General features: G+C 56.5%; 11 protein-coding genes. 3 read left to right on the top strand and 8 right to left on the bottom strand.

Annotation, left to right across the window (positions count from 1 at the left end):
- The 3 genes from RT613_RS09335 to RT613_RS09325 all read left to right on the top strand — a co-directional run.
- Positions 1 to 359 (top strand): ABC transporter permease subunit (locus RT613_RS09335; RefSeq protein ID WP_409558792.1); only part of this gene is annotated, 359 nt, incomplete at its 5' end.
- Complete coding sequence (locus tag RT613_RS09330; protein WP_313614795.1) at positions 359 to 1228, top strand: aldose 1-epimerase; 870 nt, start codon at positions 359 to 361, stop codon at positions 1226 to 1228. The genes RT613_RS09335 and RT613_RS09330, both read left to right, overlap by 1 nt.
- Positions 1221 to 2000 carry an SDR family oxidoreductase gene (locus RT613_RS09325; RefSeq protein WP_313614794.1) on the top strand — a complete coding sequence of 260 codons (780 nt, stop codon included), beginning with the start codon at positions 1221 to 1223 and terminating at the stop codon, positions 1998 to 2000. The genes RT613_RS09330 and RT613_RS09325 overlap by 8 nt, the downstream gene beginning before the upstream one ends.
- Positions 2001 to 2084: 84 nt before the next feature.
- Here the strand turns inward: RT613_RS09325 and RT613_RS09320 are convergent, their stop codons facing one another.
- The 8 genes from RT613_RS09320 to RT613_RS09285 all read right to left on the bottom strand — a co-directional run.
- Positions 2085 to 3809: a M14 family metallopeptidase gene (locus tag RT613_RS09320; protein ID WP_313614792.1), complete on the bottom strand. Its 1725-nt coding sequence runs from the start codon at positions 3807 to 3809 to the stop codon at positions 2085 to 2087.
- A gap of 6 nt (positions 3810 to 3815) precedes the next feature.
- Positions 3816 to 4664 carry an ABC transporter permease gene (locus RT613_RS09315; protein WP_313614790.1) on the bottom strand — a complete coding sequence of 283 codons (849 nt, stop codon included), beginning with the start codon at positions 4662 to 4664 and terminating at the stop codon, positions 3816 to 3818.
- Between the two features lie 6 nt (positions 4665 to 4670).
- Entirely contained in the window at positions 4671 to 5597 is a 927-nt protein-coding gene (locus RT613_RS09310; protein ID WP_313614789.1) for an ABC transporter permease, read from the bottom strand.
- A 62-nt stretch (positions 5598 to 5659) separates the two neighbouring features.
- Positions 5660 to 7183: an ABC transporter substrate-binding protein gene (locus RT613_RS09305; protein ID WP_313614787.1), complete on the bottom strand. Its 1524-nt coding sequence runs from the start codon at positions 7181 to 7183 to the stop codon at positions 5660 to 5662.
- A gap of 40 nt (positions 7184 to 7223) precedes the next feature.
- Positions 7224 to 9050, bottom strand: coding sequence for an ABC transporter ATP-binding protein (locus RT613_RS09300; RefSeq protein WP_313614786.1), 1827 nt, complete (start codon positions 9048 to 9050; stop codon positions 7224 to 7226).
- Positions 9047 to 10828: an acetyl/propionyl/methylcrotonyl-CoA carboxylase subunit alpha gene (locus RT613_RS09295; RefSeq protein ID WP_313614785.1), complete on the bottom strand. Its 1782-nt coding sequence runs from the start codon at positions 10826 to 10828 to the stop codon at positions 9047 to 9049. The genes RT613_RS09300 and RT613_RS09295 overlap by 4 nt, the downstream gene beginning before the upstream one ends.
- Positions 10825 to 12471, bottom strand: coding sequence for a 5-oxoprolinase/urea amidolyase family protein (locus tag RT613_RS09290; RefSeq protein WP_313614945.1), 1647 nt, complete (start codon positions 12469 to 12471; stop codon positions 10825 to 10827). The genes RT613_RS09295 and RT613_RS09290 overlap by 4 nt, the downstream gene beginning before the upstream one ends.
- A gap of 1 nt (position 12472) precedes the next feature.
- A partial coding sequence (locus tag RT613_RS09285; RefSeq protein ID WP_313614784.1) for a 5-oxoprolinase subunit PxpA occupies positions 12473 to 13211 on the bottom strand: 739 nt, incomplete at its 5' end.

Genomic DNA, 13211 nt, shown 5'->3' with positions numbered 1-13211 from the left:
CGCGTCTTGCTGGCGTCAACGTCGTCAACATGCGTGTCTGGATTTTCATGTTGCAGGGTCTGGTCTGCGCAGTCGCCGGTGTTCTGCTTGCCTCGCGTATCACCTCTGGCCAGCCCAATGCCGCAACCGGCCTCGAGTTGTCGGTCATCTCGGCCTGCGTTCTCGGTGGCGTGTCTTTGGCCGGTGGTCGTGCAGCGATCAGCGGCGTCATCGTTGGCGTGCTGATTATGGGCATTGCCGAAAACGTCATGAACCTCCTCAACATTCAGGCCTTTTACCAATATGTGGTGCGTGGCTTAATCCTCCTTCTGGCAGTATTGCTTGATAACCTTCGCTCTTCTGCTGCAGGACGCCGTTAGTGACCGGACAGACAGGACATCATCTCCACGACGGACAGTTGGACGTTTGGGTTTCAACAAAAGGCGGCAGCGCAAGCGCCGCCTTTTTTGAAGGTGTGCCAGTTCTTGTCCCTGCTGGGGGCATTGACGGAAAGTCGGCCTGTTTCCCACTCGTTCCCTTTGGAAACCGGTTAGAATTCAACAGCTTCAATGTTGGAGATGAGGTCTATCGCTTTCAACCGAACAGCAGCGATCCACTCTATGTGCACGGCGATGGCTGGCTGAAAGACTGGGCAATCGTCGAAAATAGCGAGCAGACAGTAACACTTTCACTACGTCAGCATCCCGACACTACAACGCCCTACGACTATTCGGCACGCCAGCGCATATCGGTGTCTGACGGTTGCCTGTCGTTTGAACTTTCGGTTCAGAACCAGTCGCAGAAACCGCTTCCATTCGGACTTGGCTTTCACCCGTTTTTTGTTCGCACTCCAGGCGTTACGGTACATGCTAACACCAAAACCTTCTGGAACGAACGGACCGGTCATTTGCCAGGGCAAGTCTGTTCTACCCCTACAGATCTCGATTTTGCACGCCAGACAACCCTGCCCGCACGCTTCGTCAACAATGCCTTTTCAGGCTGGGATGGTCAGGCGACCGTCAACTGGCCTGAACTTGCGCTGGTGGCTGATATCAAAGCGACATCCAACAATGATGTCATCATGTTCTACACACCGGCCGATCGCTGTGACTTCTTTTGTCTGGAGCCGATGACACATCTTCCCAACGGTCATCATATGCCCGACCTTGGCGGTCTCGTTCTTCTGGAACAAGGCCAGCAGATCGAGTCGGCTTTCAGCATTCAATTCAGGAAACAACAACATGGCTAGCAGATTACACGGCAAACGCATCATGGTAACCGGCGCCGCCCAAGGCATCGGTCTCGCGATCGCGGAAGCCTTCACGCGTGAAGGCGCCGATCTCCTGCTGCTTGATCTTGATGGCGATCTTCTTGAAGACACGGCACAGCGTCTCAAACAATCCGGCAACAAGATTGCCTACCGCGCCGGCGACATTTCCAATGCTACTGGCATGGCCGAGGCCGTCGCTTATGCAAAGGACGAAATTGGAACACTCAACGCGCTGGTGAACAATGCTGGCGTCAACGTGTTTTCCGATCCGCTGTCGACAACCGATGAGGAATGGGCACGCTGTTTTGATATCAATCTGAAAGGTGCCTGGAATTGCTGCCGTGCGGTTTTGCCTGATATGATCGCAACGGGTGGGGGCGTTATCCTCAACATTGCTTCAACCCATGCTTTCACCATCATTCAACACACCTTCCCCTACCCGCTCGCCAAACATGCGTTGCTGGGACTGACGAAGTCGCTCGGTCTTGAATATGCGGGGCAAAATGTGCGGGTCAACGCGCTGGCACCCGGTTATGTCTCAACCCAGAAAGTCATCGACTACTGGAACAGTTTCCCGGACCCGGAAGCCGCCAAGGCCGAAACCATGAAACTGCACCCCACAGGCCGCATCGCCACACCGGAAGAAATAGCCATGGCAGCGGTGTTCATGATCTCCGACGAATGCCCATTCATGAATGCCACATGCCTGACCGTCGACGGCGGACTAAGCGTACAGCAACACCCGGCTTAAACCGGCAGCACGCGCTCTGATAAAAAAAGCGACCTCATCTTGCCGTATGAGGTCGCCCTTATTTTATAAAGCGGTCGTGGCTGTTCAGGATGTTGCGACGATATCCTGCCAGGCCTCATAGGCCGAAAGTACCGTTTCCATCTGCGCGGTATGACCTGCAATGAAGTCATCACCATAGATGGTTTCATCAGGATATTCGGTAATCAGCGTCATTGGCACCGTGTGGCGATCATCAACCGATGCCAAGCATGGGAAACCATTGATGACACGGAAACCGGTTTCTCCAGCATGAATTTCATAGAGCGCAACCTGTCGCTCATTATAGGCCAACAGGCCCGGTATCGCGCTGAGGTGCCGTGTGACGCGGTCGAGCAGACGTTCGGCCTGCGGTTCCCACCCGGCGTGGTAACGCGCCACCAGGAAAAAGCCCTTCGGCAAGGTCCACATCGCAAAATTTCGCGGCACATAACCCGAAAGCGGACGCGTCCATTCATGGGAGGGATAACCGTGCAGATTGACGTGCAGCAATGCACCGCTCAACTGCTGTGCATCAAAGCGGATCTGCTTTTCGTTGATATGGCCAGCCGCGGTTTCTTCTGTGCGATATTCCAGATCGTCACCAAGTGCCGTGTAGCGGGCCGCATGGTGCATGTGACGCGGGTTATCGACACAAAGCCGCTGATGTAGAGCGTATCCATCCGGGTTCTCCAGAGGAGAAATCGTAAAATGCGCACCTTGCCTTTGCACGAGCTGTTTTGCCGCTCTGACAGCACCGCAAATGCCGGTGGTCTCATTGGGATGTTGACCGCCACTGATCATCACGGCAGCGTCGCTGCCCTTGACATAACGGGCATGCAGCACACGTCCTGCTCTGGAGCGCGCCTCAAAGGCCTCGCCGCCAACTTCGGAAAGCGCGGCAGCAATCTGCTGCGTGGCGAGCGGGCGCGTCGCAGTATCGAGATCCTGCACCTCACCATCGAGATAACCGGTTGTCAGCGGACGCACGGACACGCGGACCGACACAGCATCTCCATCCCTGACGATCTCAGGAACGATCTGGCCAGGTTTCAAGCCGCGATCGCCAATCGGACGTCCGGACTTTTTCTGGAAAAATTCCAGAAGCGAAAAATAGAAATCCTCGTGCAGCGCTTCACGCAGGCTTATCGCCTCATCGCCAACCGCAATCCGTTCATCGTCAGCAGGGAATGCAACACGAATATTGAGCTCTTCGAAATAAGGCTCATCCATGCCCCAGTCGTAAGTGGCAACAGCATCGATTGCAGAGGCAAACAGCGATTCATAATCGGTTTCCAGTCGCGCGCCCGGCTCATCATCACGCTGCAACCAGCCGGTCGGAGACAGGTTGGTTTCATCCGCCGCATCGACATGCACTCGGTTGGGCGCAAAGACCTTGACGGTTTCCGTGCGGCCCGGGCGCTGCAGGACAACGTCATAATGCAGGTTTGCGTCCTTACGAGCGGTAAAGCTTATCGAGCGCTCCCCGACCATGTCAGCAAGGGGATAGGCCTCCAGGCGGAACCTGTTTTCCGGTGCATTGGGATGTACGGGATAAAACACCTCAATGCTCTCAACGCCGTCGAGATTGATCTCTTCCTGAAAAGCATAGAACAGTGGTTTGTAAGCACTGCGCAACCGCGCCGTGATGCCCTTTTCGGCAAAGGCGCGCTCAGCGGCAAGACGGCTTGCCCGGTCATCGAAAGTCCAGGCCTGCACTGTGCTGTCCGGTTGAGTTTCCGCAAGCATAGTCTCAAGCGTGCGCGTCAAACGGCGGTCGAATATGATTGTCATGGCAATTTACCTCGAGGTACGGCCGGTCGGGTCGAGACTGTCACGCAGCCAGTCACCCAGCAGGTTGAGCCCGAGAACAGTCAACAGAATGGCCAGACCGGGGAATACGCTGACCCACCAGGCGGTTTGCAGGTAGGTACGGCCATCGGCCAGCATGCCACCCCAGCTCGGAATTGTCGGATCAACACCAAGCCCCAGGAATGTCAGGCTGCTTTCCAACAAGATGTTGTTGGCAACGTTCAGGGTCATCAAAACGATTACGGGGCCAATCAGGTTTGGCAGAAGGTGCTGGAAGATAATGCGCCAGTCTTTCACACCAATCGCCCGGGCCGAAAGAATGAATTCACGCTCACGCAATGTCAGCACCGAACCACGCACCAGACGGGCATATTGCACCCACTGCGATACGATCAGCAGAATGATGGTGTTGGTCAGGCTGCCACCAACGATGGCAATGAAGGTGATCGCCAGCAGGATAAACGGCATGGCAAGCTGCAGGTCAGCAAAGCGCATGACCAGCATGTCCCAGAAGCCACGGTAATAACCGGCAATCAGTCCGACCACGACGCCAAACACGACGGCACCGAGAACAGACGAAAAGCCGACAAGCAGCGAAATCTTGCCGCCGGCAACAACGCGCGCCAGCACATCACGCCCAAGCGGATCAGTGCCAAACGGGTGTGCAGCACTGGCAAAGGGTTTTGCCAGACGGGCCATGAGATCGATCTTTTCTGCTCCGCCGGGGAACAGGAAATCGGAAAATAGCACTGCAAGGCAGATAACAACGGTCAGGCAAGCGCCAAGCACAAATTCAAGACTTGCAAAGCGGGAAGCGCGTGAGGAATTGACAGCCATCAGCGATTACTCCGTGCGAATGCGCGGATCGACCAGCCCATAGGCGATATCGACCAGCAGGTTAATGCCGACAATCAGCAGGGAAAGAACGGTGATGACACCCTGCAGCAAAGGATAGTCGCGCGCAGCGACCGCATCAAAAGCAAGCGTACCTAGGCCCGGCCAGTTGAAGACGCGTTCAATAACAACGATACCGCCGAGAAGGCCGCCGAACTGCAGGCCGAAATACGTAATGAGTGGAATGGCGCAATTACGCAGGGCGTGTTTGTACAACACCTTGTTTTCGCTTAGACCCTTGGCACGCGCAACCATTACATATTGCGACTGCAGGGTTTCCAGCATGGCGGTGCGCACAAGGCGAACATTGGTCGCGGTCAGAATGATGCCCATGGTCAGGGCTGGCATGACATAGCTTGACATGCCGACCATGCCGCTTGGCGGCAACCAGCCAAGGGTAATGGCAAACAGCAGCACCAGCATTGTCGCCAGCCAGAAATTCGGGAAGGAAAGACCAATCAGCGAGAAGATGCGAATGGCCTGATCGGCAGCCTTGCCACGCGACGTTGCAGCCTTGATGCCGAGCGGAATGGAAAGGGCAATCGACACGAACATCGAGATAAAGGCGAGCAGCAACGTGGCCGGCAACGCATCACCCACCAGGAGGGAAACGGGGGTGCCGCCCGTGAAGCTGCGTCCAAGGTCGAACGTCACCAGCCCTTTGAGAAAGCTTAGATACTGCACGAAGAACGGCCGGTCAGTGCCAAGCGCTGCACGGATGCGCGCAAGATCATCTTCCGTCATGCTGCCACCGCCGCCCTGAAACATCATCAGAGCCGGATCGCCCGTCAGGCGCACGGCAAAAGACACAAGAAGCGTAATCGCAATGACGACAAAAAGCGCCTGCAACAATCGTTTGATGAGGAAACCGGCCACGTTTTTTCCCTTCGCAAGTCAGTGGCGCCGCCCACCGGGCAGGCGGCGCCGTTTTCGTCGGATTACTCGACGGTTACCTCATTCAGCTTCAAGCGGTTGTCCGGCGGAGCGACAAAGCCCTTCACGCGCTTGTTGATGCCGAAGATGGCGTTGGAGTTGTAGAGCGGCAGTTCCAGTGCCTTGTCGGCAACATACTGGCCAACTTCACGAAGGATCTTTTCACGCTCTGCACGGTCGGTCAGCGGACGCTGGGATTCCAGCAGTTTGTCCAGCGCCTCGTCCTTTTCATACGGGTTCCACTTTTCACCGGAGTGGTACATGGCATAGGCCGTATTATCGAAATCGAATGTCCAACCGCCCCACTTCTGCTGGAACATCGCGCCGGTCTTGCCCTGCGGGATGATGTCGTTGATCAGCACGTTGGTTTCGTAAGGCTTGATGGTGGCGTTCAGGCCTACCTGCTGAAGGTAGCTGGCAATAACCTGGACCACTTCATTCATGGTGGAATCTGCACCACGAACGTCGATCTGCAACGGCGTTCCGGCCTTCACACCAGCCTCAGCCAGAAGCTTCTTTGCACCGGCCGGATCGTAAGGCAGCGGCTTCAGCTCCGGATCATAACCGAACGACAATGCGCTCTGGAAACTTGCAATCTCGGAGGCCTGACCGGCCAGAATGGACTGAACGATGGTGGAGCGATCGACAGCCATGATGATGGCCTTGCGAACCCGTTCGTCGGCAGTGATGCCATCACGGGTGTTGAAGCGCAGCGCATCGACCGTCGGGCCAGGAACACTGGCAATTTCCAGCTTCGAGTCGCCGGTAATGACAGGGATCATGCCAATCGGAATGGTCGGTGGGATCACCAGATCAACGCGCCCAGCCTGAAGTTCGGCAACGGCAGTCGCCGGCTCAGCGATAAAGCGGTATTCGAGCTCGGAAATCTTTGGTGCACCACCCCAGTAATCCGGGTTGGCTTCCAGCTTGATGTCGACCTTCGGCGCATAGGAGGTGAACTTGAAGGCACCTGTACCAACAGGATTGACGTTGAAGTTGTCTTCGCCCTTCTCCTGGATGTACTTCGGCGGAACAATCATAGCACCGTAACCGGCGAGTTTCGTCAACAGAACCGGATCCGGCTGCTTAAGCTTCATCTCAACCGTGTAGTCGTCGACAACATCAACGCTGTCGATGACAGTGTAGTTGGAGCGCTGCGGGCCCTTGGCACCTTCTTCTCCCAGAAGACGGTCGAAGGTAAACTTCACGGCAGCGGCGTTGAAGTCTTCGCCATTATGGAACTTCACATTCTGGCGCAGCTTGAAACGCAGCACTTTGCCGCCGTCCAGTTCTTCCCAGGATTCAGCGAGACCTGGAACAACCTTGAGGTCAGGACCACGATAGGTCAGACCGTCGAAAATGTTGGTGGACACAGATGCCCACGCCACCAGAAACGTATCAATCGGGTCCCAGCTGCCCGGATCCTGCTGCAAGGAAACAGTCAGTTTCCCGGCGGCAGCAGCTGGCTGTGCCGAAGCAAGCGCCAGCGCCATGAAGGTGGCACTCATTCCCCATTTGATTATTTTCATGTACCTCTTCCTTTTAGTGAAATGCGACAGGTCGCAATGTTCAGGCACTTTTCGCTACAAAGTGACCTGGATTGATTTCCTCACGTTCGAGAATTTTTGGTTCGTTGCCCACGGCACGAATAGGACTTGGGATCTCGCCCTCCAGCAGCGCGGTATTGCGGGCACGGGTCGGATCGGCAACCGGTACCGCCGACAGGAGACGGCGGGTATAGGCATGCGCCGGTGTTTCAAACACCTGCTGGCGGCTACCCATTTCCATGATCTGGCCAAGATAAAGCACGGCAACGCGATGGCTCATCTTCTCGACCACCGCCATGTCATGGCTGATGAACAGATAGGCCAGGCCGCGCTCTGCCTGAAGGTCCATGAACAGATTGATGATCTGCGCCTGAATGGACACATCGAGAGCCGACAGCGCCTCATCCGCAATAATCAGTTGCGGATCAGATGCCAGCGCACGGGCAATGCAGACACGCTGACGCTGACCGCCCGAAAACTCGTGCGGATAACGGCTGGCGAATGAACTATCGAGGCCAACGCGCTCCAGCAATTCATCGACACGGCGACGCACCTCTTTGGTACCCAGGATCAAACCATGGGTATTGATCGGCTCGGCAATCGAAAAGCCGACAGTCTTGCGGGGATCAAGCGAGGCGAACGGATCCTGGAAGATGTATTGCACCTTCTGGCGCATGGAGAAGCGTTCAGCAGCAGACATGTCGCTGTAGCGTTTTCCCGCAAATGAGATATCGCCGGCACGCGATGCCTGCAGCTGCTGGATCGTGCGGCCGATTGTCGATTTTCCAGAGCCGGATTCACCAACCAGCGCCAGTGTTTCACCTGGGCGGATATCAAAGGATACCTTGGACACGGCGCTGCAGCGATGGGTCACCTTGCCGTACCAGTTCTTTTTGATATCGAAGCGCACAAACAGGTCGCGCACCGACAACAGAGGTTCACCTTCTTGGCGGACCGTGTTCTGAACACGTTCCTCGCCAACTGTCTTTGGCTCACCATCCTCCAACACAGTCAATGGCTTGCGGATCGGGAACTCTTCGCCAGTCATGCTGCCGAGACGTGGCACAGCTGACAACAGGGAGCGTGTGTAGGGGTGCTTGGGATTGGCAAAAATCTCCGCGACCGGACCTTCTTCCACCTTCTTGCCCTTCCACATCACAACAACATCGTCAGCCATCTCAGCGACAACGCCCATGTCATGGGTAATGAAGATCATGCCCATGCCGAGCTTCTGCTGCAGGTCCCGCATGATGTTGAGGATCTGCGCCTGAATGGTCACATCAAGCGCTGTCGTCGGTTCGTCAGCGATCAGCAGCCGGGGACGACAGGCCAATGCAATGGCAATCATCACGCGCTGGCGCATGCCTCCGGACAATTGGTGAGGATAACGATCGAGAAGCTCTGCGGCATCCGGCAGGCGCACCATTTCCAGCAGTTCCTGGGCTTTCTTGCGGGCTTCGGCCTTGCCGATCTTTTCATGCAGGATCAGCACTTCGCACACCTGATCGCCGATGGTGAAAACCGGGTTCAGGGAGGTCATCGGTTCCTGAAAGATCATGGCAATTTCCTTGCCACGGATGGAGCGCATTTCCTTTTGGGTCAGCTTCAGCAAATCCCTGTCTTCGAACAGGATACTGCCGGTGTCGAACTTCGCACCCATCATGTCAGCCAATCGCATGGTCGACAAAGAAGTTACGGATTTACCGGAGCCGGACTCGCCCACAACTGCCACCGTGCGGCCGGCTTCCACCTTGAATGAAAGGTCGTCCACGACCCGGCGTCCACCGAAGCTGACACTTAAGTTGTTGACGGAAAGCAGCGGGCGCTGAGCGTTCGGGGAATTGGTCATGCCTTTGTCTCCGGCTTGGCCTGTCCGGCGTTATGGGAAGATGCACCTGTTTCAATCGGGTCGATGCGCGCAATGACATTTGCCGCCTGCTGGAATGTACCGGCTTCCGCGAACAGTGTGATAACGCCAGAACGATGTGCGGGAATGGCAGTTTCCATTTTCATGGCGTCCATCATGGCAACGACTTGGCCCTTTTCGACTTCTGCACCATTTTCAATACGCCAGTGGGCAAGCATGCCAGCGAGTGGCGCACGCAATGCGTTTTCATCTGTCGCAGCATCCGCCATGGCCTCTACCGGTGTCACGTTAGCCTGTCCGAAAAGCCGCAAGAAACTTTCTGGCAGACCAATCTCGACGCGCTTGCCGTCAATTTCGGCAACGCCGCGCAAGAGGGTTGCGTTGTCCTGTTGCGCAGGGCGTGCAGCCTGTTCAAGCACAACTGCGAAATCAGTCTCGATCCAGCGAGTATGGACCTTAAAGTCACTGCCGGTAAAATCATTTTCCTGCATGACCGCACGGTGGAACGGCAGGGCCGATGGCACACCTTCAATGACGAACTCGCCAAGTGCGCGACGGGCACGCAGAATTGCCTGCTCGCGATCCTTACCCCAGACGATGAGTTTCGCCACGAGGGAATCGAACATTGGCGGCACTTCGCATCCATTGTTCACGCCGCTATCCAGACGAACGCCAGGACCCGCAGGCGCTTCAAAACGGGTAATGCGACCAGCAGATGGCAAGAAGCCACGACCTGGATCTTCCACATTGATACGGAACTCGATGGCGTGGCCACGCGGTTCCGGTGTCTGCGTAAACGACAGCGTTTTGCCTTCGGCGATGCGGAACTGCTCGATGACAAGATCGATGCCGGTTGTTTCTTCGGTCACCGGATGTTCCACCTGAAGGCGAGTGTTGACCTCCAGGAAGGAAATGACACCGTCGACGCTCAGCAGGAACTCGACAGTACCAGCACCGGTGTAACCCGCCTCTGCACAGATATCCCGCGCAGCTTTGTGAATGGCCTGACGCTGCACGTCGGAAAGGAACGGTGCGGGTGCTTCCTCAACTAGCTTCTGATTACGGCGCTGCAGAGAACAATCGCGTGTGCCGACGACGACCACATTGCCGCTGCGATCGGCAAGAATTTGCGCCTCGATATGGCGCGGCTTGTCCAGAAAACGCTCGATGAAGCACTCACCACGGCCAAACGCCGCCACAGCTTCACGGGTCGCTGACTCAAACAGCTCTTCGACCTCCTCCAGATGACGAGCGATTTTCAGGCCCCGTCCGCCACCACCATGAGCAGCCTTGATGGCGATTGGAACGCCATGTTGTTTGGCAAATGCAAGAGCTTCGGACGCCGTTGCAATTGCTCCATTACTGCCAGCGACAAGCGGCGCACCCACACTTTGCGCTATACGGCGCGCCGAAAGCTTGTCGCCCAGCACTTCGATGACATCGGGATCTGGGCCAATCCAGATCAGGCCCGCATCGATAACCGCGCGGGCAAATTCAGCACGCTCCGAGAGAAAACCATAACCTGGATGTACGGCATCGGCACCGCTACGCTTTGCGACATCAATCAGCTTGGCGATATCGAGATAGGTCTCAGCCGCCGTCACACCTTTCAGCGCATAGGCTTCATCGGCTTGTCTGACGAAACATGCGTCAGCATCCGCATCAGCATAAACCGACACCGAATAAAGACCGTAATCCTTGCAGGCGCGAATGACGCGAACAGCAATTTCACCGCGATTGGCAATCAGAACTTTTTTCATTGAGGATCACTCGCAACGAAATCTATATGCGTAAACGCATTCAGGGCATTAAAACGGATATGAGCGCCAACAGGGATTTGACCTGCCAGATCAAGATGATGAGCCGCGACATTCGCAATGACGGGATAACCGCCCGTCAGGGGATGATCGGACAGGAAAAGCACCGGCTGCCCACTGGCGGGCACCTGCAACGCACCGCGCAGTGTTGCTTCGCTCGGCAATTCATTGCGGTTTAAGCGCTCAAGCGGTTCGCCTGACAGACGAATGCCGACGCGGCTGGATTGTGGTGTCACCTGCCAGCTCTGCGAAAGGAAACTTGCCACCGCCTCGCTGGTAAACCAGTCGGTGCGTGGCCCGAGATAAATATCCAGCGTCACGATCTCGTCGGCTTTCGGCATGGCAAAAGCAGGTTGCTCACCCGGCAGCACTGGCGCTCTTAGGTTTTCAGATTTAACGGCCACCCTAGCACCAACCCCAAGTGCCGCCGGGCCAATCTGCGCCAGCGTATCGGTAGCAACGCTGCCCAGCACAGGCTCGACGACAAAGCCGCCACGCATTGCGAGATAAGAGCGCGTACCACTTGGCGGAGCTAGCAGAGAGACCACGTCACCATCATCCAGCGCAATGGGCGTGTTAAAGGCGATATTGGCAACAGCACCGCTGGCACTGGTGACCGAAACGGCCGCTGGCGCACCCGTAAAGGCCATGACACCGCGTCCAAATGCCTTGAACGAGAAGCCGGCAGGCGCGATTTCAAGCGCCGGTGTCCCGGATCGATTGCCAACGATGCGGTTTGCGAGCTTGAAATTTCCATGATCAAGCGCTCCAGACAGGCTGACGCCCTGCGCTGCCATATTGGCACGCCCCAGATCCTGCACCAGAACCGGCAGACCGCAGCTCAAGATTTCGACGCCGTTTTCGATATCGGACGAAACACCGACGGCAGGGCCCGCAGCAACAGGTGTCTTTTCAAACACGTGCATGCTGGAGCGAGCACTATCGAGGAAACGAACCCGAAGACCGGGACGCAGGATCGCAGCCGGATCACGGCTTAGATCAAACATCGCCAGCGATGTTCTGCCAATCAACTGCCAGCCACCGGGACTTGCCTTTGGATAGACGCCGCTGAATTCGCCAGCAAGACCAACCGAGCCGGCTGGCACGACAGTACGCGGTGATGTCCGACGCGGAACTAAAAGCCCTACACCAGGCGCGGAAAGATAGGCAAAACCCGGTGCAAAGCCGGTAAAGGCAACCGTATATTCCGCCTCTGTATGTCGCCGCACCACCTCTGCGACGGAACAGCCCAGCAACTCGGCAACGTCGGTGATATCTTCGCCGTCATAATGGACGGGGATATCGACGGTCTCTGCCGCACCAACACTGCGCTCTTTTCCAAGACGTTCACCCACGGCCTGCAGCAGTTGAGACTGATCGAGGACGAGAGCATCAAAAGCGATCATCAACGTCCGCGCAGCTGGCACGATCTCCAGAACACCTGCCACGGGTGACTGCTGAAAAGCATCATAAAGCGACAGGGTCTCTTCCAGCCCCGCCAACTCCAGCAGCAGCGTACCGGGGCGCAACGGCAAGACCCGGACGGATGGCAAAACTGGAGACGACAAGGAGGGAGAAAATATCATATCAGGCACGGCCCCCTGCAACGAAGGAGCGGATAACAACGCCCTCAGCCTCGAACAGGGCGCGCACCCGCGCAGCGATTGCGACAGCATCCGGGCTGTCCCCATGCACGCAGATGGATTGCGCTTCGATCCGGGCATCCTGGCCATCTATGGCCTCGACAACACCTTCACGCACCAGTCGCAACATGCGCTGCGCCACCAATTCAGGGTCATGCAGCACAGCGCCCTTTTCACGGCGAGAGACCAGTACACCCTGCGCCGTATAGGCGCGGTCGGCAAAAGCCTCTGCGACAACACGAAGGCCCGCTGCGCGTGCCTGATCGACAAGCGGCGAACCGGCAAGCACCATCAACACAAGCTCAGGATCAACACTGAGGATCGCCTTGATCACATCAGCGGCCTGACGTTCATCAAAGGCAATCGTATTATAAAGCGCACCGTGCGGCTTTACATAATCAACACGGGTACCGGCAGCGGTAGCCAGCCCCTTCAAGGCGCCAATCTGATAGATGACATCGCCGATCAACTCGTCACTGGATGGATCCATATTGCGGCGGCCAAAACCAGCAAGATCGCGATATCCGACATGCGCACCAATGACGACACCCCGCGCTTTGGCGGCCTGCAATGTGCGCAAAATCCCAGCGGGATCGCCAGCGTGGAAACCACAGGCAACATTCGCACTGCTGACAATATCCAGCATGGCCGAATCGTCGCCCATCGTCCAGGCACCGAAACTT

The sequence above is a fragment of the Agrobacterium sp. genome (assembly GCF_032092815.1).
Classification (GTDB): domain Bacteria; phylum Pseudomonadota; class Alphaproteobacteria; order Rhizobiales; family Rhizobiaceae; genus Agrobacterium.
The sequence above is the reverse complement of the archived record's forward strand: the minus strand, read 5'-3'. Positions and strand labels throughout refer to the sequence as shown.

What these genes read in the sequence shown, in the direction of transcription:
- RT613_RS09315 (WP_313614790.1), bottom strand. Translation starts at nt 4,664, where the DNA reads ATGGCTGTCAATTCCTCACGCGCTTCCCGCTTTGCAAGTCTTGAATTT.
- RT613_RS09290 (WP_313614945.1), bottom strand. Translation starts at nt 12,471, where the DNA reads ATGATATTTTCTCCCTCCTTGTCGTCTCCAGTTTTGCCATCCGTCCGG.
- RT613_RS09300 (WP_313614786.1), bottom strand. Translation starts at nt 9,050, where the DNA reads ATGACCAATTCCCCGAACGCTCAGCGCCCGCTGCTTTCCGTCAACAAC.
- RT613_RS09325 (WP_313614794.1), top strand. Translation starts at nt 1,221, where the DNA reads ATGGCTAGCAGATTACACGGCAAACGCATCATGGTAACCGGCGCCGCC.
- RT613_RS09305 (WP_313614787.1), bottom strand. Translation starts at nt 7,183, where the DNA reads ATGAAAATAATCAAATGGGGAATGAGTGCCACCTTCATGGCGCTGGCG.
- RT613_RS09320 (WP_313614792.1), bottom strand. Translation starts at nt 3,809, where the DNA reads ATGACAATCATATTCGACCGCCGTTTGACGCGCACGCTTGAGACTATG.
- RT613_RS09295 (WP_313614785.1), bottom strand. Translation starts at nt 10,828, where the DNA reads ATGAAAAAAGTTCTGATTGCCAATCGCGGTGAAATTGCTGTTCGCGTC.